Origin of the sequence: Paracoccus sp. (in: a-proteobacteria) (assembly GCF_032007265.1) — a bacterium.
In the GTDB taxonomy this organism is placed as follows: Bacteria; Pseudomonadota; Alphaproteobacteria; order Rhodobacterales; family Rhodobacteraceae; genus Paracoccus.
On sequence record NZ_DALZMB010000006.1, the window covers coordinates 32,079 to 53,193 of the forward strand.

Here is a 21,115-nt window from a genome sequence, read left to right on the forward strand (position 1 = left end):
TTGACCACTCAAAAATGCCCGGACGGCGCATGACCGTCGACAGCGCCAGCGTGAAAATCGGCAGACCGACGCTCAGGATGAACATCGTTCCGGCGAATCCGGTGGCGGGCAGCCGCCAGCGTTTCAGCCTTGAGGCGCGGTTCATCGAACCTTTCGAGCCGACGGTGACAAAGCGGCGGGCTTCGCGCGCAAGCCATGCGTCGATCAGGATTGCAATCATCCCGATCAGCATGATTGCGCCCGCAAGCACCCCAGCAACGCCGGTCTGGCGCGACCCGATCGAGCGGTAAAGCGAGGTCGCCAGCACGTCGAATTTTACAGGCAGGCCAAGAACATAGGGTACACCGAACTCGCCAAGGCATTTGGCAAAGATCAGAACCACGGCCGAAAGCAGCGCCGGGCGCATTAGCGGCAGGATCACCTGAAGGGCAACCGTCAGCGACGAGGCGCCAAGAATGCGGGCGGAATCCTCAAGCTGGCTGTCAAAGCGGCGCAGCGCCGAGCCGAACAACAAGATGACGAAAGGTGTGTAATGCAGCGCCAAAATGACGGTGATCGGAAACTGGCCGTAAGCGACCCAGTCGGGCGGCGTCAAACCAATCGCCTCAAGCCAGCCCTGCTGTCCACCGACCGTGCGGTTCTTGAAGAGCGTCGACCACGCCAGCGCAAAGGTCCAGGCGGGCAGCATATAAGGCACGATCAGCGCGGTCGCGAACCAGCGGCGCCCGAACATATCGGTCCGCGCGATCAGCCAAGCCAAGATCGTTCCGATCAGCAGCGAAAGCACGATGGCCCCAGCCGCGACCTTGAGCGTATTCAGCAGCGGGACCCAGAAGAGATCCTGTGCGACCCGCGAACTGAGCGCCCGCTCAAGATAGTAAAGGGTAAACGTTCCGCCCTCGGCCTTGATCCGGCGCTCGTCTCCGAATTGGACCGTCACCGAATCCGTGAGAATTGACAGGATCGGGACGATGATCAGGTAAAGAAACAGCACCGCCATCAGGATGCCGATCACCGTAGTCGGATCGCGCAGCGCGAGCCTTAGTCGGTAGCGAAGGCGCCCGCCAGAGCCAGCCGCCCGGTCGATGTCGTGATCAAGCGAAGACACCAGCGGCCCCCCTCGTCTTCTGCGCGCATGCAGCATCGTCAGCAGAGCTGTGCAATGTCGTCCTCCCCGGCAGGGTGCGGCTGTCCGCACCTCATGTCTTTAATTCAGATGGAAACAAACATGCTCCACCCGCTCCTCAATCAGAAGCTTCCTATGGGATATGCAGCGAGTCAACATTTTTTGCACAGCTGTGCAAATGAAGATCGAAACACCCTTTGGCTAGCGGCTACCTAGCCGGGGAAGATGTCAATAAAATGACGATGGGACGCTGGTATCGATGGTCGGGGCGATCCGCGCGCCGCCTGTGGTTTCTTTTTGGGTCTGCCTAAACGCTAATGGGTTGAGCTGAAAAGCCTGGGTTTTAGCCGCGCCTCTTGGGTGCCGCCTGCCGCCCCATATTGGGGTTTCTGGCAGTAAATCTACGCCTTTGGCCAGCATAGGAGGGGTCAAAACCGGCCCGATTCTGGCAAGCTTGGCGAGCTTTGATGCGATGTCAAAAGAGGCGGGCGATGGCGGCCTTTCGAAATTGCAGCCGTGAAAAGCTTTGCAAAATTTTTAGACAAGAAGATCTGCCGTCAATCTTACGGATGAATTTACTCGTTGACATGATCACGATTCGCGACCGAACCTGATGCACAGCTTTACAAGAAGCGGCCCCCTTGGTCGGGGGACAGGGAGGAGAAAGATGAAAAAAGCGGTCTTGGTCGCCCTTGCCGGTGGCCTGTCTCTGCCTGCCTATGCGGCGGCAGCGGGTGAGTTGAACCTGATCTGCGCGGCAGATGTGGTGATTTGCGAAAAGCTGGTCGAGGAGTTTGGAAAGGCTCATTCCGACATTCATGTGAACATGGTGCGGATGTCCTCGGGCGAGGCTTATGCGAAAATCCGCGCCGAGGGCCGCAATCCGCAGACCGACCTGTGGTGGGGCGGCACGGGCGACCCCCATTTGCAGGCAGCCGCCGAAGAGCTGACCGCCGAATACAAATCGCCCCTGTTGCCCGATCTGCACGATTGGGCACAAAAGCAGGCTGAAATTTCCGGCGATCGCACCGTTGGCGTGTATTCAGGCGCGCTTGGCTGGGGCTATAACACCAAGATCCTTGAGGAAAAGGGCATCAAGGGCCCCTCCTGCTGGGCCGATCTGCTGGATCCGAAGCTGAAGGGTGAAATCCAGATCGCCGATCCGAATTCGTCGGGCACGGCCTATACCGCCCTTGCGACGCTGGTGCAGCTGATGGGCGAGGATGAGGCCTTTGCTTATCTGAAAAAGCTCAGCGGTAACGTCTCGCAATTCACCAAATCGGGCTCGGCCCCGGTAAAGGCGGCTGCACGGGGCGAGACGGGTGTCGGCATCGTCTTCTTGCATGATGCGGTCAGCCAAAAGGTCGAGGGTTTCCCGATCCAACCGGTGACGCCATGCGAGGGCACAGGTTACGAGGTCGGTTCGATGTCGATGATCGAAGGGGCGCAAAACCCCGACGAGGCCAAGGTCTTTTATGATTGGGTGCTGTCGCCCGAGGCGCAGAACCTGATGCCGGCGGCGGGATCGTTCCAGATCCCCTCGAACAAGAATGCCGTGCCCTCGCCCGAGGTGCCGGACCTCTCGAACATCAAATTGATCGACTATGACATGGCCAAATATGGCTCGACCGAAGTTCGTAAGGCACTTCTTGCCCGTTGGGATGCCGAAGTCGGCGGTCGCGCGGCGGAATGACGCCTTTTAGGATGCGCGTGCGCGGGATGCTGCACGCGCATCTTTCCTTGTGATCTAGGAAAGCCGACAGGCGGGCAGGGTCAGCACAATGAATGCGGACAACAAGCGGCTTGACCGGGTGCTGGCGGCGGCGATTCTCGCCCTGCTTTTCTTACCGTGGTATCGAGTCAAATCGGGTTTTTTCAGCTTTGACTGGGTAAGCGGGCTGTTCTTTAAAGATGCCCTCTGGCCGGGGGCGCTGCAGGCGTTGTCGGGGCGCTGGCAGCTTTGGCCAGTGCTGGTGCTGGTGGCCTCTGCGGTGGCTTTGCGGCTGACGCCTTCGGGTGCAAAACGCGGGCGCTGGCTGATCTGGATTGGCAGTCTTGGACTGATCTGGATGGCGGCGCAGGGGCTGTCGGTCGGGACGCGCGGCTGGAACTGGGGTCTGCTAGAGCAGCTGTTCGGTGCGGTCAAAGGTCAACAGGCCTTTGGTGCGGGCGCGGTGGTTATCGTCCTTGTCCTGACCTGTCTGATTTCGTTTGGCTTGGCCGAACGTGGCGCGCTTAAGGGGGACGCTTTCATTCTGACCGCGATTGCGGTGCTGATCTTGTTGGTCACGGTGTTCGTCCTTTATCCAATCCTTTCGATTTTTACCGGCGCCTTTCAGGACGTTGACGGCTCATTTACCGCTCAGGGCGTGCTGCACAATATCGTCGATCCGAAGATCTGGAGCCTTTCTTGCCTAAGCGGAGGCTTCTGCGGCGTCGCTTGGCGCACGCTAGGTCTGGCAATCTGCACGGCAGCCGCGACGACTCTGCTTGGTCTGGCTTTCGCATTGGTCGCAACCCGAACCCGTTTTCCCTTCAAAAAAGGGCTTCGGCTGCTGACAATCTTGCCGATTATCACCCCGCCCTTTGTTGTCGGCCTTGCACTAACCATGTTGCTTGGCCGCTCGGGGACGGTCACGCAATTGATCCATTCGCTGACGGGCGTCGAGCTGGGCCGCTGGCTGTACGGGCTGACCGGGATCTGGTTGGCGCAGGTTCTAAGTTTTACGCCCATCTCGTTTCTTGTGCTGATCGGCGTGGTCGAGGGTGTCAGCCCCTCGATGGAGGAAGCCTCGCAGACACTTCGCGCCGGGCGCTGGCGCACATTTCGCAAGGTCTCGCTTCCGCTGATGGCACCGGGGCTGGCGAATGCTTTCCTCATCGGCTTCATCGAAAGCATGGCCGATTTCGGCAACCCGTTGGTTCTGGGCGGCTCTGGCGGTGTCTTGTCGACCGAGATCTTCTTTTCGGTGGTCGGCGCGCAAAACGATGCCTCGCGAGCCGCGGTTCTGGCGGCGATCTTGTTGATCTTCACGCTTTCGGCCTTCCTGGCACAAAGGTTTTGGCTGTCGGGCAAGAACTTTGCGACGGTGGGCGGTAAAGGCGACGGCGGCAGCCACGCCGCGCTGCCTGCGCGGGTGGCCTGGCCGGTCATAACGGTGGTCTCGCTGTGGGTGGCCTTTACGATCATCGTCTATGCAATGATCCTTTTTGGCGGTTTCGTGAAGCTTTGGGGCCTCGATCACAGCCTGACATTCGACCACTATATTCGCGCCTTTGGCATGAGTTTTGACAACGGCATCCGCTTTACCGGTGTGGCCTGGAACAGTTTCTGGACCACGATGATGATCGCCCTGATTGCGGCGCCGCTGACCGCCGCCGTCAGCCTGCTGACCGCTTGGCTGATCGCGCGGCAGCGCTTTCCCGGCAAAGGGATCTTTGAGTTCGTGCTGATGATGAGCTTTGCCATCCCCGGTACGGTCATCGGCATTAGCTATATCATGGCCTTCAACCTGCCCCCGATCCAGATGACGGGAACTGCGCTGATCCTGATAGTCTGCTTCGTTTTCCGCAATATGCCGGTGGGCGTGCGCGGGGGCGTCGCGGCAATGTCTCAGATCGATGGCAGCCTGGATGAGGCCTCGCTGACGCTTGGCGCCAGCTCGGGCCGCACGATGCGCCGCGTCATTCTTCCGCTTTTGAAGCCGGCAATCACCGCTTCATTGGTCTATAGTTTCGTGCGCGCCATCACCTCGATTTCGGCGGTCATTTTCTTGGTTTCGGCGAAATACAACATGGCGACATCCTATATCGTTGGTTTGGTCGAAAACGGCCAATACGGCGTCGCCATCGCCTATAGTTCGGCGCTGATCGTCGTCATGATTGCCGTGATCGTCGTCTTTCAGATGCTCGTCGGCGAGCGCAAATTGCGGCGGCCCAAAGTCGCCCCTCAGACGGTTTCGGAGGCAGGAACGTGAGCAATCCGCAAAGAGGCGCGGTCGAATTCCGCGCGGTACGCAAGGATTATGGCAGCTTTACCGCTATCCCGAACCTTGATCTGAAAATCGAACCCGGTCAGCTGGTGACTTTGCTGGGCCCATCGGGTTGCGGCAAGACCACGACGCTGCGGATGCTGGCAGGGCTTGAAAGCCCGAGTTCGGGCGCGATCATGATCGGCGGGCAGGATGTGACGCGGTTGCCTGCAAACCGCCGCGATGTAACGATGGTATTCCAAAGCTACGCGCTGTTTCCGCATATGTCGGTGCTGCAAAATATCGCATATGGCCTTGAATCTGGCGGGATGGCGGCTGCACTGGCGCGCGAAACGGCCGAGAAGGGCCTTGAACTGGTCGGCCTTGCCGGGTTGGGCAAGCGCCTGCCCTCTGAGCTGTCAGGGGGCCAACAGCAGCGCGTTGCGGTGGCGCGGGCGCTGGTGCTGGAACCTCAAGTCCTGCTGCTGGACGAGCCGCTTTCCAACCTCGACGCCCGTCTTAGGCGCCGGGTGCGGACCGAAATTCGCGAGCTTCAGCAAAGGCTTGGCTTTACGGCAGTCTATGTCACCCATGATCAGGAAGAGGCCCTGGCGGTTTCAGATCGGATCGTCGTGATGAATCAGGGCGAGATTGCGCAGCAGGGCACCCCGCGAGAGTTATACGAGGCCCCGGCGTCCGAGTTCATGGCCAAATTCATCGGCGAGGCGAATGTGGTCGAGGGCGAGGTGCTTGCGATCGATGGCGGGCGTGCCCGGGTGTTGGTGGGTGGGGTTGAAACCGACCTGCCCGCACGCAATGCCCGCCCCGGCCTCATCAAGATCGCCATTCGCCCGAACGCCTTCACCGTCGGCGCGGCTGAGGGTATCGCGGGGCGGATCTTGTCTTCGGCCTATCTGGGCGATCATGCCGAATATGAGATCGACAGCGAAATCGGCCGGCTTTTCGTCACCGATTACGCCCCCCAATCGCCCCTAGCTTCTGGCTCCAAGGTTCTGCTCGGGTTGAATGGTCAGGGCGTCGCGCTGATTGTTTGAACGCAAGGTGGCAGACGCCGAGACCAGCTAAAGTTTCCGACCCCCCTTGGCGTTGCGATAGGGCGGATGCTGATCTGTGATATGCCGTTGCGACATCTCCATGACTTTGGCAGCGGAAATGGGTCTGCCGTGGGGCGCTGAGATCAGTTTGCGCTTTCATGTTGAGGGGGGATGCGACCTAGGGCTGATCACGAGGTGGCAGGGCCAAGAACCTATTGCCCAGACAGATGCGTCCGGTGATAAAGCAATATCATATCCTTTCATAACCTATCACGCCGCATGACATCAAAAGGATCAAAACATGGGTGCACGCCCGACTATCGAAGATGTCGCGGCAGCCGCTGGGGTAAGTGTGGCGACCGTCGACCGTGTTTTGAACGCACGCGCCAAGGTGCGTGAAGAGACCGCACGTAAGGTCTCCGAGGCGGCAGCGGCCATTGGTTATCATGCCGCGACAGCGATCCGGCAGCGGGTCATGGCACATATTCCTGAATTCCATATTGGGCTGGTGCTTCAAAAAGAACGCCACGCATTTTACCAAGAATTCGCCACTCGGGTTGCAGAGGCAGCGCGCAATGATCCGGCGCGGCGCTGGCGGGTGACGGTCAAGTTCTCGCCAGGCCAGTCCCCCGGCGACTTTGCCGAAACCATTGCAAGTATGGCGGGAAAGGTTCAGGCCGTTGCGGCGACGGGGATCGATCACCACGAAGTCACCTCGGCGGTTGCGTTGCTGCGCGGGCGCGGTATTCCGGTTTTCTCGCTGCTGTCCGACTTTGCGCAGGGTCTTCGCGAGGCTTATCTGGGCACTAACAACCTGAAAACAGGGCGAACTGCTGGCTGGTTGATGCATCGCACCCTGCCCCGGCGCGGCAAAATAGCCGTCTTTATCGGCGGCCACCGCTTTCACGGCCATGACCTGCGCGAGGCCGGGTTTCGCAGCTATTTCCGTGAATATGCGCCAGCGGTCGAATTTCTTGATACGCTGATCAACCTTGAAACCCGACAGCTGACCTATGAGACGACGCAAGAAATCATGCACCGCCATCCCGAGCTTGCCGGGATCTATTGCGCAGGCGGTGGCATGGAGGGGGCGATTGCGGCCCTTAGTGAGTCCGGGCGCTCTCGCGAGATCGCCTTGCTGGTCCATGAGCTGACGCCGGAATCGCGTCAGGGCTTGATGCAAGGTTCGGTATCTGCGGTTCTGGGCACGCCCTTGCAACAGCTTGCCGTCGAAATCCTAAGCGCATCCGCCCATGTTTTGGAACATGGCATGGCCGAAAGTCCGGGCCAGAGATTCGTCACATCACTGATTGTGACGCCTGAAAGCCTATAAGATTGCAAGGTCTCGCAAAAATGATGGAATCTATCATTATCCGCTAAAATTCTCTCAAAGATGAGAGAAATGTCTTATTAAACTGGTTGACCGGTCGGGGCTTCTTACGGAATCTCATGGCCGGGATCCGCGCCACGAGGAGAAGCGTGGACCCTTCTATAAATGGGAAGAACCCGCTGCACGAAGTTCGCTTCGCGGCACTGATCAAGATTTGCCTGAAATCAGGCCAATCACCGATGCGCGGGACACCACAACTGGGAGGATTGGAATGAAGAACTTTCTGCTGACGGCCGCGTCACTGGCGCTTCTTTCGAGCCCGGCGCTGGCCGAGAATATCGGCGTCTCCATGGCCGCTTTCGACGACAACTTCCTGACCGTGCTGCGAAACGGCATGGGCGATCACGCCAAAGAGCTGGGCAATGTCACGCTTCAGGTTGAAGATGCCCAGAACGATGTCGGCAAACAGCAAAATCAGGTCGACAACTTTATCGCATCGGGCGTGGATGCGATCATTGTGAACCCGGTGGATACGGATGCCACGGCTGCATTAAGCGCGGCTGCATCTGCTGCCGGGATCCCGCTGGTCTATGTGAACCGCCAGCCCGCCAATATCGACAGCCTGCCCGAGAAACAGGCCTTTGTCGGGTCGCTGGAGCATGACGCGGGCCGGATGCAGGGCGAGGAAATTTGCAAGCAGCTTAAAGCAGCAGGCAAGACCGAAGCCAAGGCTGTGATCCTTTTGGGCGAACTCTCGAACCAGGCCTCGCGCGAGCGTACTCAGGGCTTCAAGGACGTCATTGCTGGAGATGATTGCAAATTCATCACCGTCGCCGAAGAGCAGACCGCGAACTGGCAGCGCACCCAAGCGACCGATCTTGTCACCAACTGGTTGTCGGCGGGCACTGGCTTTGACGCCATCGCCTCGAACAACGATGAAATGGCGATTGGTGCAATTCAGGCGCTGAAATCGGCAAGCAAGGATATGGCCTCGATCGTGGTCGGCGGTGTCGATGCGACGCAGGACGGCCTTGCCGCGCTGCAAGCGGGCGATCTTGACGTCACGGTGTTCCAAGATGCCAAGGGTCAGGGCGCGGGCGCGCTGGATACCGCGCTGAAGATTGCCAAGGGCGAGAAGGTTGAAAGCAAGGTCTATATCCCCTTCCAACTGGTGACCAAGGACAATCTCGGCGATTTCACCTCGAAAAACTAAGCCGCGACAGGCACGGGGGTGCAACGCGCCCCCGTGCAGCATCCTGAACGGGAGGAACAGATGCTCGATCAAGCGGCTGGTCGCTATCAGGGCGAATATATTCTCGAAGTCGATCACATCGTAAAGGAATTTCCGGGCGTAAAGGCGCTTGACGGGGTCGAGCTGCGGCTGCGTCCCGGCTCGGTCCATGCCCTGATGGGCGAGAATGGCGCGGGCAAATCGACGCTGATGAAGATCATCGCCGGGGTCTATACACCCGACGGAGGCGAGGTCCGCTTTGCCGGGCAGCCCCTTTCGGTCAAGACGCCGCTTGATGCGTTGAACTCTGGCATCGCCATGATCCATCAGGAGCTGAACCTGATGAACTGGATGACGGTCGCCGAAAATATCTGGATCCGCCGCGAGCCGAAGAACCGTCTTGGGCTGATCGATCACCGCAAAATGCGCGACATGACCGCCGATCTTTTCGCGCGGCTCAATATCCGTCTTGATCCTGACGCGCAGGTCAGTGAGTTGACCGTCGCGCAAAAGCAGATGGTCGAGATCGCCCGCGCGGTCAGCTATAATTCCGATGTGCTGATCATGGATGAGCCGACATCGGCCATCACCGAAAACGAGGTCGAGCATCTTTTTGCGATCATCCGCGACCTGAAGGCGCGCGGGATCGGAATCGTCTATATTACCCATAAGATGAACGAACTCTTTGAGATCGCGGATGAATTTACCGTATTCCGTGACGGGAAATATGTTGGAACCCATGCCTCGAAGGATGTGACCCGCGACGATATCATCCGCATGATGGTCGGGCGTGAGATCACCGAGATGTTCCCAAAGGTCGATTGCCCGATTGGCGAGACCGTCCTGGAGGTCCGCAACCTGACCCTGCCCGGCGTCTTTCAGGATGTCAGCTTTTCCGTTCGCTCGGGCGAGATTTTGGGGATTGCGGGGCTGGTCGGGTCAAAACGCTCGAACGTGGCCGAGGCGATTTTCGGCGTTCATCCCGCGCCTTTGGGCGATGTTTTGATCGACGGGCGCAATGTCCAGATCACCTGCCCTTCGGATGCGATGCGCCATGGCATGGCCTTTCTGACCGAGGATCGCAAGGAAACCGGCTGTTTCCTGATCCTGAATTGTCTAGAAAACATCCAAACGGCGCTGATCACTCAGGGCCATGTCAAACACGGTTTCATCGATCAGAAACTGGTGACCGCCAAGGCCGAGGAAATGGCAAGGGTGCTGCGGGTCAAGACACCGGATCTGTTGGAAAAGGTCGAGAACCTGTCGGGCGGGAACCAGCAAAAGCTGCTGATCGCGCGCTGGCTTTTGACCAATCCGCGTATCCTGATCCTGGATGAGCCGACGCGCGGCATTGATGTGGGCGCGAAATCCGAAATTCACCGTCTGATCACCAATCTCGCCGCGCAAGGCGTCGCCGTTGTCATGATCTCATCGGAACTGCCCGAGGTTTTGGGAATGAGCGACCGGATCATGGTCATGCATGAGGGCCGGGTTTCGGGCTTTCTCGACCGCGCCGAGGCCGATCAGGTCAAGATCATGTCGCTGGCCGCGAAATGAAGCCGCGATTGGACAGCGAATGGACAAGGACAAGTCATGACTGACGCAACCGCCCTTCCGACCCCGCGCCGCCGCGGCGCCTCGGTCGCTGAACTAAATATTCTGTTGGTTCTGGTCGCAATCTGCGCCGTTTTCGAGATCCTTGGCTGGATCACACAGGGCCAAAGCTTTTTGATGAACTGGCAGCGGCTTTCGATCATGATCCTGCAGGTCTCTGTGGTGGGGATCATCGCCATCGGCGTGACCCAGGTCATCATCTCGGGCGGCATCGATCTGAGCTCGGGCTCGATTGTCGGCGCAACTGCGATGATCGCGATGAGCCTTGCCCAGGCCTCGGGCTATGAGCGGGCGGTCTATCCGGCGTTGACTGGCCTGCCCGTCATCATCCCGGTCGCGGTCGGTTTACTGGCCGGGTTGATCGCGGGGACAATCAATGGCGTGCTGATCGCCTATACCAAGATCCCGCCCTTCATCGCCACGCTTGGCATGATGGTGACGGCGCGCGGCTTTGCGAAATGGTACACTAAGGGCCAGCCGATTTCCTTTCCAAGCGACGCATATGCCTGGATCGGCAAGGGTATGCATCCGGTGATGATCTTTCTCATCGTGGCGGCGATTTTCTATGTCGTGCTGAAATATACCCGCTACGGCAAATTCACCTATGCGATCGGGGCCAATCCGCAGGCTGCACGGGTTTCGGGCATCAATGTCGAAAAGCAGTTGGTCAAGATCTATGCGGTTGCGGGGCTGCTGTCGGCGCTGGCCGGGATCGTGGTCAGCTCGCGCGGGCTGACGGCGCAGGCAGGCATGGGCACGATGTACGAGCTTGATGCCATTGCCATGGCGGTAATCGGGGGGGTGTCTTTGACCGGCGGTCGCGGCACGATCCTTGGGACCTGCATCGGCATGGTGATCTTTGGCGTCATCATCTCGGGATTCACCTTCCTAAGGCTCGACGCCTATTACCAGGAAATGATCAAGGGCGTGATCATTGTCGCGGCCGTGGTGGCCGACGTCTATCGCCAGAAAAAGCGCAGCAAGAAGGCCTAATCAGATGAAGCACTCTTTACTTCTTTCGACTGCCCTCATGGTTTCACTGGCGGCTCCGGCGCTGGCTGATGGGCTAAAGGTCGGGGTTTCGATGACCTCTTTCGATAATCCGTTCCTGACGATCATTCAGAACGGGATCAAAGAACAGGCCGCCAAGGACGGGGTCGATCTAATCGTCGAGGACGCCCAACTTGACGTCGCCCGCCAGCAAAACCAAGTTCAGAACTTCATTGCCAATGGGGTGAATGCAATCATCGTCAATGCGGTCGATGGCTCGGCCTCGCCCGCGATGACGCGGATGGCGGTCGATGCCGGGATCCCCTTGGTCTATGTGAACCACCCGCCCGCTGAACACGCGCAAATGCCCGAGGGCACCAGCTTTGTCGGCTCAGATGAGGTCGAAAGCGGCACGATGCAGACCAAAGAGGTCTGCAAGCTTCTGGGCGGCAAGGGCGATATCTATGTGCTGATGGGCCCGTTGGAAAACGAATCCTCGAAGATCCGGACACAGGATATCGAAGATGTCATCGCCACACCCGATTGCTCGGGCATGAAGATCATCGACAAGCAGGTCGGCAATTGGAGCCGCACCGAGGGCCAGGATCTGACCGCGAACTGGCTGACCACCGGCCAACCCTTCGCCGCGATCATCGCCAATAATGACGAGATGGCGATTGGCGCGATTCAGGCACTGAAGGCGGCGGGCGTCGATATGACCAAGGTCGTCGTTGCCGGTATCGATGCGACGCCGGACGGGCTTGCTGCGATGAAGGCCGGGGATCTTGACGTCACCGTTTTCCAGAACGCGAAAAAGCAGGGCGAGGTGACGCTGCAAACCGCCGTCGGAATGGCCAAGGGCGACAAAGCTCAGGGCAATATTTGGATCCCCTTCGAACCGGTCACCCCGGACACGATTGCGAATTACGAGTGAGAATATGAGCGAAACGAAGTCTTTGGGCGTCGCGCTGATCGGCACAGGTTTCATGGGCAAATGCCACGCGATGGCATGGCGCAATGTTGCGACAGCCTTTGGCGGCGTGCCGCCCCGGCTGGAGGTTTTAGCCGACACGCCGATGGAAAAGGCACGCACCGCGGCGCAAGCATATGGCTTTGCCCGCGGCACCGACAATTGGCGCGAGGCCGTGACAGATCCGGCGGTGGATGTGGTCTCGATTACCACACCCAATGGAATGCATCGCGAAATGGCCGAAGCCGCTTTGGCTGCGGGCAAGCATGTCTGGCTGGAAAAGCCGATGGCGCTGACCGTCGCCGATGCGGAATCGATGGCCCATGCCGCGCGCGCCTCGGGGCGGGTGACGATTTTGGGCTATAATTACACCCGCTCTCCTGCCTTCCGCGCGGCCGCCGAGCTGATCCGGCAGGGCGTCATCGGCCGCCCGATCCATTTTCGCGGCATGTATGACGAAGATTACATGGCAGACCCGAACCTGCCGTGGAGCTGGCGACTGACCCGCGAAGGTGGTGGCTTGGGCGCGCTTGGCGATCTTGGATGCCACCTCGTCTCGGTCATGATCGCGCTGATGGGCGATGTCGCGCGCGTCTATGCGCAGATGGATACGGTAATCTCGGATCGCCCCCATGGCAGCGCGACTGCCAGGGTCGAGAATGAGGATCAGGCGCAGGCGCTGATCCGTTTTGCCTCGGGTGCTTCGGGCGAGTTCTCTTGCTCGCGCGTAGCGCGGGGCTATCGCTGCCGCCTTTTCTGGGAGGTTCAGGGCACCGAAGGCACGCTGCGCTTTGATCAGGAAAACATGAACGAGCTTTGGCTGTATCAGCCCGGCGCCCCCGAGACCGACGGCTTTCGCCGTATCCTTACCGGCCCGGCCCAGCCCGGCTTTGCTGCCTTCTGCCCCGCGCCGGGCCATAATTTTGGCTTCAACGAGCAAAAGGTGGTCGAGGCCGAGGCGCTGCGCCGCGCCATCGAAGGCGTCACCCCTGCTTGGCCCGATTTCAGTGCCGGTCTTGGGATCGAGCGCATCATCCACGGCATGGCCCAATCCGCGATGAGCGGGCAGGCCGTCACTTTCTGACCATCGACATTTTAAAAGACTGCGGCCCCGGCCGCGAAACGGAGCAAGAAAAATGACAGTGAAGATCGGGGTCATCGGGACCGGCGCCATCGGGCAGGACCATACCCGGCGTATCAATCAGGTGCTGGCCGGGGCCAAAGTGGTCGCGGTGAATGACGTCAACCGCGACAATGCCCAGGCCTGCGTCACTGCCTTTGCCCCCGAGGCGACCATCTTTGACGATCCAATCGCGCTGATCAACGATCCGGGCGTCGATGCGGTTCTGGTGTGTTCCTGGGGCCAGACGCACGAGGAATACGTGCTGGCGACCATCGCCGCTGGAAAGCCCTGCTTTTGCGAAAAACCTTTGGCCACAACAGCCCAGGGCGCGGAAAATATCGTCAAGGCCGAGGTCGCGGCGGGCAAGCGTCTGGTGCAGGTCGGCTTCATGCGCCGCTATGATCCGGGCTATCTGGCGCTGCGTCACGCCGTGCAAAATGTCACAGGCGCGCCGCTGATGGTCCACGCAGCCCATCGCAATCAGCGCGTCGGCACGAATTACACCACGCCGATGGCGATCCATGACACGTTGATCCACGAAATCGACGTTTTGCGTTGGTTGCTAGATGACGATTACGTCTCGGCTCAGGTGTTCTTCCCGCGCAAAAGCCCACGTGCCCATGAAAAGCTGCGTGACCCTCAGGTCGTGGTGCTTGAGACAAAAAAAGGCGTGGTGATTGATGTCGAGGTCTTTGTGAACTGCCATTATGGCTATGATATTCAATGCGAAATCGTTGGCGAGGACGGAATCGCCAAACTGCCCGAACCGATGTCGGTGCAAACACGATCAAACGCCATGCTGTCAAATCCGATCCTCACCGATTGGAAGGACCGCTTCATCGACAGCTATGATTACGAACTTGCCGATTTTCTGAAAGCGGCCGCCAAGGGCACTGCCGCTGGCCCAAGCTCGTGGGATGGCTACGTCGCGGCCGTGACTGCTGACGCCTGTGTTAGCGCACAAGAGCAGGAAGGGGTTCCGGTCCGTATTGCTCTGCCCGAGCGCCCGGCCCTTTACGCATAAGGATGGTGCCATGCGCTTCGCCCTGAACCATATTGCTGCGCCGCAAATGCCGCTGCCTGCCTTTTTGGCAATGGCAAGGCGACTGGGCATTACTGATGTCGAAATCCGCAACGATCTGCCAGACGATGTCGGTACGGTCCCGCCCCGTGAGCTGGCGCAAATGGCGGGCGAAGCCGGGGTGCGTATCCTGACGATCAACGGGCTTTATCCCTTTAACCTGTGGTCTGATGATCTTGACAGCCGCGCAAAGCGCCTTGCCGATTACGCGGCCGAAGCTGAAATTGGCGCCCTGGTGATGTGCCCGCTCAACGACGGACGCAAGGTCGAGCATTCGCATGTTGTTGATGCGCTAGACCGTCTGCGCCCCATTCTGAAATCGCGGGCAATCATGGGCTATGTCGAGCCTTTGGGCTTTCCACGCAGCTCCTTGCGCCGCAAGGACGAGGCGATTGCGGCGATCACAGAGGCGGGCGGGTTCGAGCATTTCGCGCTGGTTCACGACAGTTTCCACCACCAGCTGGCGGGCGAGGACAAACTTTATCCCCACCGTACCGCGCTGGTGCATGTCTCGGGCGTGACCGATCCCAATATCCCGGTCGAGGCATTGGAGGACGAGCATCGCGAGCTGATCGATAGCCGTGATCTTTTGAACAATGTCGGACAGCTTCAGTCGTTGCTGGCGGATGGATATGGCGGGCCGATCAGCTTCGAGCCCTTTTCGCCCCGTACCCATGCCCTCCCGAATATCGAAATGGCGCTGGCAGAAAGCATGAGCTTCCTGCGCCGCGCATTGGACGAAAATGGATAGAATGACGAAATCTTTGGATCTCATCACGATTGGCCGATCCTCGGTCGATCTCTATGGCGCGCAGGTCGGCGGCAGGCTTGAGGACATGCGCAGCTTTAACAAATATGTCGGCGGCTCGCCCACCAATATGGCGACCGGCACGGCGCGGCTGGGGCTGAAATCAGCGCTGATTACCCGCGTCGGCGATGAGCATATGGGCCGATTTCTGCGCGAAGAACTGGCGCGCGAGGGCGTCGATACAAGCGGTGTGGTGACTGACCCTGAACGGCTAACGGCGCTGGTTTTGCTGGGTATCCGCGACGAGGACAGCTTCCCGCTGATCTTTTACCGCGAGAATTGCGCGGATATGGCCTTGTGCGAAGACGATATCGACCCTGCCTTCATTGCCAAGGCACGGGCGGTCGTGGCCACCGGCACGCATCTTTCTCATCCCCAGACTGAGGCGGCCGTGCTGAAAGCCCTGCGCCTTGCGCGTGAAAGCGGCGCGCAGACCGCGTTGGATATCGACTATCGCCCGAACCTATGGGGGCTTTCGGGTCATGGCGACGGCGAGAACCGCTTTATCGCCTCTGCGGCGGTGACGGCGAAACTTCAAGCGCATCTCGCGCTTTTTGACCTGATCGTCGGGACCGAGGAAGAGTTTCATATCGCGGGCGGCACCACCGACACGTTGCAGGCGCTGCGCAATGTCCGCGCGGTTTCACAAGCCACGCTCGTGTGCAAACGCGGAGCAGCGGGTGCGGTCGCATTCACCGGAGAGGTCGCCGACTGGCACAGTGGCGAAACCGGGCCGGGTTTCCCGATCGAGGTTTTCAACGTCCTTGGCGCCGGCGACGGCTTTATGTCGGGGCTTTTGAAGGGCTGGCTTGACGGGGAAAGCTGGCCCATCGCGCTGAAATACGCGAATGCTTGCGGCGCTTTTGCGGTCAGCCGCCACGGCTGTACCCCCGCCTATCCCTCATGGGCCGAGCTGCAATTCTTCCTTGCGCGTGGCATCCGCGAAAAGGCGTTGCGCAAGGATGCCGCATTGGAACGCATCCACCGCGCGACCAATCTGCATCCGCTGAACGGCGATCTGCGGGCTTTTGCCTTCGATCACCGTATGCAGCTTGAGGCGCTGCCCGGCGCCACACCCGAGCGGATCTCGCGGTTCAAGGCGCTGTGCCTTGATGCCGCCCTGATGGTTCAGGACGGGCGCGAGGGCTACGGTATCCTTTGCGACGACCGTTTGGGGCGCGCGGCGCTGCATAAGGCATCGGGCGCGGGGCTTTGGATCGGGCGTCCGACCGAATGGCCAGGCTCGCGGCCCCTTCAGCTTGAGACCGAACTTGGGGCTTCGAACCAAGGACTGGTCGAATGGCCAGCGGGGCAAACGGTCAAGGTTCTGTGCTTTTGCCATCCTGACGATGACGCCGAGATGCAGGCCGCCCAAGAGGCAACCGTGACCCGGCTATATCAGGCCGCAAGGGCCAATGATCTAGAGTTCCTTCTTGAAATCATCCCCTCAAAGGTCGCGCCAGTTGATGACGAGACCACCGCACGGCTGATCCGGCGCTGGTATGAGATCGGGGTCTATCCCGATTGGTGGAAGCTTGAGCCGCTGAAATCCGATGCCGCCTGGGATAAGGCCGTTGCGACGATCATCGAACATGACCCCTATCTGCGCGGCATTGTCGTGCTGGGTCTTGATGCCCCCGAGGCAGAGCTTGCCGCGAGCTTTGCCATAGCCGCCAAACACAAGCTGGTGCGCGGTTTTGCCGTCGGGCGCACGATCTTTAGCGATAGCGCCCGTGACTGGATGGAGGGCCGCATCGACGATGTTGCGGCCGTTCGCAACATGGAAAGCCGTTTCCGCAATCTTTGCGAATTGTGGGACACCGCCCGAAAGGAAGCCCAGGCATGACCACGATCCGATTGACCGCCGCTCAGGCGATGATGCGCTGGCTTTCGGTGCAGATGACCGATGAGGGAGAGCGCTTTATCGACGGCGTCTGGGCGATTTTCGGCCATGGCAATGTCGCCGGGATTGGTGAGGCCTTGCAGGGGATAGGTGACAAGTTGCCGACCCTGCGCGGTCAAAATGAACAGACCATGGCCCATGCCGCGATTGCCTATGCCAAGGCGAAAAAGCGGCGGCGGGCGATGGCGGTGACCTCGTCGATCGGGCCGGGGGCTACGAATATGGTGACGGCGGCGGCGCTGGCGCATGTGAACCGTCTGCCGGTGCTGCTGATCCCCGGCGATGTCTTTGCCAATCGCCGCCCCGATCCGGTGCTGCAACAGATCGAGGATTTCGATGATGGCACGGTTTCGGCCAATGACTGCTTCCGTCCGGTCAGCCGTTATTTCGACCGCATCCAACGGCCCGAGCAGCTTCTGACGGCCCTACCCCGCGCCATGCAGGTCATGACTGATCCCGCGACTTGCGGCCCGGTGACGCTTGCCTTTTGTCAAGATGTCCAGGCCGAGGGTTATGACTGGCCCGAGGCTTTCTTTGCGCCCAAGATCTGGCGTATCCGCCGCCCCGAGCCGGACCGGCACGAGCTTGGCACCGTGATCGAGACGATCCGCGCCGCAAAGGCTCCGGTGATCGTTGCGGGCGGTGGGGTGATTTACTCTGGGGCCGAGGTCGCGCTGCGCGATTTTGCCCACAAGCATCGGATTGCGGTCGTGGAAACGCAGGCCGGGAAATCGGCACTGGACTGGCAGGAAAAGCTGAATTTCGGCTCGGTCGGCGTGACCGGAACCGATGCTGCGAATGCGCTTTGCGCGCGTGCCGATGTCGTGATCGGCGTGGGTACCAGGTTTCAGGATTTCACAACCGGTTCTTGGGCCGGGTTCAGCAATCCCGAACGGCGGCTGATTTCTGTTAACGTCACTGGCTATGATGCGGCCAAACACGGGGCCTTGGGGCTTGTCTCGGATGCTTTGGTCGCGATCAAGCGCATCGGCGCGGCGCTTGGCGATCTGACCTTCCCCGAGCCGGACGCGGCTTTGCGTGACGATTGGTACGCGCGCGCCGATCGCGTCATGGCCGCGCCCAATCACGCGGGGCTGCCTTCGGACGCGCAGGTCATCGGGGCGGTGCAGCGGCAGGCGGGACCGGACACCGTTGTCATGTGCGCGGCTGGGACGATGCCGGGGGCGCTTCACACGCTTTGGCGTGCCGCATCGGGCGGTTATCACATGGAATACGGCTATAGCTGCATGGGCTATGAGATCGCGGGGGCGCTTGGCATCAAGCTTGCCCGGCCCGCAGCGGATGTGATCTGCATGGTCGGCGATGGCAGCTATATGATGGCCAACAGCGAGCTTGCGACCGCCGTGATGTTGCGCCAGCCCTTTATCACTGTTCTGACCGACAACCGCGGCTATGGCTGCATCAACCGGCTGCAACAGGGCTGCGGCGGGGTCGAGTTCAACAACCTTTATGCCAGCTCGAATGTCATCGATCAGCCGCAGATCGACTTCGTCGCCCATGCCGCAGCAATGGGGGCACATGCCGAGAAAGTCGCCTCGATCAGCGATCTTGAAGCGGCAATCCAAGCGGCACGGATGCGGGAAATCCCTTCGGTCATCGTCATCGACACCGAAGCCGAGACCGGCGCAGGCATCGGCGGCGGTTGGTGGGATGTGGCCGTGCCCGAGGTCGGCACGACCGAAAAGCTGCGCGCGGCGCGGGCGGAATATGAAACCAAACTGGCCCGCCAGCGGCTGGTGAACTGAGGCAGTATCATGATCTTTTTCGGAACCAATCCCATCGCCTGGTCCAATGACGATGACCAAACCATCGGCGCCCATCTGTCGCTGGACGATTGCCTGAGCGATTGCCGCAAAATCGGCTTCGACGGCATCGAAAAGGGCCATAAAATGCCCAATGACGGCGCCGAACTTAAGGCAAAGCTTGGTGAATATGGGCTGAAATTCATTGGCGGCTGGCATTCGACCAATCTGCTGACCAACGATATCGAGACCGAGCTGGCTGCGATGCAGGGCTTTATCGATATGCTGAAGGCAGCAGGCTCGAAAACGCTGATCGCGGCGGAATGCTCGAACACGATCCATGGCTCGGAGGGGATCGGGATCCTTGACCGGCCGGTGATGAAGGACGAGGAATGGGCACGCTTCACCCAAGGGCTGACCACGCTTGCCCAAGAGGCGGCGCGTCAGGGGATCGAGCTGTGCTATCACCACCATATGGGCACGGTGATCCAGACCGAGGAGGAGATCGACCGGCTGATGGCAGAGACCTCGGATGCGGTTAATCTGCTGCTGGATACCGGGCATTGCTATTTCGGCGGCGGCGATCCGACGGCCTTGGCCAAGCGGCATATGGGGCGCGTCCGGCATATCCATTGCAAGAACATCCGGGCCGAGGTGATGGAAAGGGTTATCTCGGAAAACATGTCCTTCCTGGATGGGGTCCGCCACGGCGTCTTTACGGTTCCGGGCGATGCCGAGGGTGTGGTTGATTTCCCTTCGGTGCTGAAAGAGGCCGCGCGCGCGGGCTATCAGGGCTGGCTGGTGATTGAGGCCGAACAGGACAGTCTGGTCCGTAATCCGCTGCATTATCAATCGATGGGCTATGGCGCGTTGAAGGATATGGCAGCACATGCCGGGCTGTCGTGACATGGGTATTTGGATGATGAAGAATGAAGTGAGGGTGCGATGAGCTTGCTGGTAAAGCCAAAGGGACCGTGTGGTCTGGTTCATCACATCACCCCCGAAAGCGCGGGCTGGGGATATGTTGGTTTCGATCTTTGGCGGCTTGGTTCTGGCGAGGTCGCTGAAGGGGTGACCGGGGATCGCGAGGTCATTTTGGTGGTCGTCGAGGGCAAGGCACGGATCGAGGCCGCTGGTCAGGAATGGGGCGTATTGGGCGAGCGGATGAGCGTTTTTGAAAAGACGCCGCCGCATTGCCTTTATCTGCCCAATGGCTCGGACTGGCGGGCGGTGGCGGAAACCGAATTGGTGCTTGCGGTCTGCTCGGCCCCTGGTCACGGCACCCATCCCGCGCGGCGGATTGGGCCGGAGGGGATCACGCTGACCCAGCGCGGCATTGGGGCAAACACGCGCTTCATCAACAATATCGCGATGGAGAACGATGATTACTGCGACTCGCTTTTGGTGACCGAGGTGTTCACGCCGCAGGGGAACTGGTCCTCTTATCCGCCCCATCGCCATGATGAGGACGATTTCCCCAACATGACCTATCTGGAGGAGACCTATTATCATCGTCTTAATCCGGCCCAAGGCTATGGCATTCAGCGGGTCTTTACAGAGGATGGGACCCTTGATGAGACCATGGCGGTTGCGGATGGTGATGTCGTGTTGGTTCCAAAAGGGCATCATCCCTGCGGCGCGCCCTATGGCTATGAGATGTATTATCTCAATGTTATGGCGGGGCCGGTGAGAAAATGGCGCTATAAGAACCATCCGGATCATGACTGGATCTGGCAGCGCGACAATGGATAGGGATGAAGGGGTGTTCGCACCAAGGCTGGCCATGGGCTGAGCCTTGGGCCTGAGCAGGCACCGGTCTGAACAGACAAAACGCATTGCTCTTTTGTAGCCGTCAAAGCGAGGACGGCTTGCGAGGCGCTTTGACGGGCAATGCGAGTGCCGGGCTGGTCAAGGGATCCGATTGCCGTCCGAGGAAGATCCGCAGGTTGAAAGGCCCCCGCCGGTGAATGGGCGGAGGCCTTTAGTCAAACCAGCCGTCTTGCCGCGACATGCTATGTGCAAATATGTCATTCGTAATGACGAAAAACTGCGGAAAGATCCTGAATGGATTTTCCCGCAGTTCCTAATTTAGCTCTTAGCTCTTAGCTCTTAGCTCTTAGCTCTTAGCTCTTAGCTCTTAGCTCTTAGCT

16 protein-coding genes are annotated in these 21,115 nt (G+C 59.6%); 15 read left to right on the top strand and 1 reads right to left on the bottom strand.

The features are described from left to right. Positions 1-1,108, bottom strand: a 1,108-nt coding sequence (locus RTS12_RS02650; RefSeq protein WP_312525204.1) for an ABC transporter permease subunit, incomplete at its 3' end; no start/stop codon positions are given. A 685-nt stretch (positions 1,109-1,793) separates the two neighbouring features. On the opposite strand from RTS12_RS02650, the gene RTS12_RS02655 reads away from it, so the two are divergent. The 15 genes from RTS12_RS02655 (at position 1,794) to iolB (ending at position 20,717) form a co-directional block, all read left to right on the top strand. Then, positions 1,794-2,819 carry an ABC transporter substrate-binding protein gene (locus tag RTS12_RS02655; RefSeq protein ID WP_312525206.1) on the top strand — a complete coding sequence of 342 codons (1,026 nt, stop codon included), beginning with the start codon at positions 1,794-1,796 and terminating at the stop codon, positions 2,817-2,819. Between the two features lie 88 nt (positions 2,820-2,907). Further along, positions 2,908-5,103 (top strand): iron ABC transporter permease, encoded by a 2,196-nt coding sequence (locus RTS12_RS02660; RefSeq protein WP_312525208.1) that lies wholly within the window; start codon positions 2,908-2,910, stop codon positions 5,101-5,103. Continuing rightward, positions 5,100-6,152, top strand: a complete 1,053-nt coding sequence (locus RTS12_RS02665) for an ABC transporter ATP-binding protein (protein ID WP_312525210.1) — start codon at positions 5,100-5,102, stop codon at positions 6,150-6,152. Before RTS12_RS02660 ends, RTS12_RS02665 begins: the two co-directional genes overlap by 4 nt. A gap of 301 nt (positions 6,153-6,453) precedes the next feature. Then, complete coding sequence (locus tag RTS12_RS02670; protein ID WP_312525212.1) at positions 6,454-7,485, top strand: substrate-binding domain-containing protein; 1,032 nt, start codon at positions 6,454-6,456, stop codon at positions 7,483-7,485. Between the two features lie 268 nt (positions 7,486-7,753). Continuing rightward, on the top strand, positions 7,754-8,695 hold the full coding sequence (locus RTS12_RS02675) for a sugar ABC transporter substrate-binding protein (RefSeq protein ID WP_312525214.1): 942 nt from the start codon (positions 7,754-7,756) through the stop codon (positions 8,693-8,695). 60 nt (positions 8,696-8,755) lie between these two features. Next, positions 8,756-10,270, top strand: a complete 1,515-nt coding sequence (locus RTS12_RS02680) for a sugar ABC transporter ATP-binding protein (protein WP_312525216.1) — start codon at positions 8,756-8,758, stop codon at positions 10,268-10,270. Between the two features lie 36 nt (positions 10,271-10,306). Next, entirely contained in the window at positions 10,307-11,320 is a 1,014-nt protein-coding gene (locus tag RTS12_RS02685; RefSeq protein WP_312525218.1) for an ABC transporter permease, read from the top strand. A gap of 4 nt (positions 11,321-11,324) precedes the next feature. After that, a complete protein-coding gene (locus RTS12_RS02690) occupies positions 11,325-12,251 on the top strand; it encodes a sugar ABC transporter substrate-binding protein (protein WP_312525219.1) in 927 nt (308 codons plus the stop codon). A gap of 4 nt (positions 12,252-12,255) precedes the next feature. Next, positions 12,256-13,371, top strand: coding sequence for a Gfo/Idh/MocA family oxidoreductase (locus RTS12_RS02695; protein WP_312525221.1), 1,116 nt, complete (start codon positions 12,256-12,258; stop codon positions 13,369-13,371). A gap of 52 nt (positions 13,372-13,423) precedes the next feature. After that, positions 13,424-14,434 carry a Gfo/Idh/MocA family oxidoreductase gene (locus RTS12_RS02700; RefSeq protein WP_312525223.1) on the top strand — a complete coding sequence of 337 codons (1,011 nt, stop codon included), beginning with the start codon at positions 13,424-13,426 and terminating at the stop codon, positions 14,432-14,434. A 10-nt stretch (positions 14,435-14,444) separates the two neighbouring features. After that, entirely contained in the window at positions 14,445-15,242 is a 798-nt protein-coding gene (locus RTS12_RS02705; protein WP_312525225.1) for a TIM barrel protein, read from the top strand. Between the two features lies 1 nt (position 15,243). Next, entirely contained in the window at positions 15,244-17,145 is a 1,902-nt protein-coding gene (gene iolC / locus RTS12_RS02710; protein ID WP_312525227.1) for a bifunctional 5-dehydro-2-deoxygluconokinase/5-dehydro-2-deoxyphosphogluconate aldolase, read from the top strand. Beyond that, positions 17,142-18,968 (top strand): 3D-(3,5/4)-trihydroxycyclohexane-1,2-dione acylhydrolase (decyclizing), encoded by a 1,827-nt coding sequence (gene iolD, locus RTS12_RS02715; protein ID WP_312525229.1) that lies wholly within the window; start codon positions 17,142-17,144, stop codon positions 18,966-18,968. Before iolC ends, iolD begins: the two co-directional genes overlap by 4 nt. Positions 18,969-18,977: 9 nt before the next feature. Beyond that, positions 18,978-19,871, top strand: a complete 894-nt coding sequence (gene iolE / locus RTS12_RS02720; RefSeq protein ID WP_312525231.1) for a myo-inosose-2 dehydratase — start codon at positions 18,978-18,980, stop codon at positions 19,869-19,871. A gap of 39 nt (positions 19,872-19,910) precedes the next feature. After that, positions 19,911-20,717, top strand: coding sequence for a 5-deoxy-glucuronate isomerase (gene iolB / locus RTS12_RS02725; protein WP_312525234.1), 807 nt, complete (start codon positions 19,911-19,913; stop codon positions 20,715-20,717). Positions 20,718-21,115: the final 398 nt, after the last annotated feature.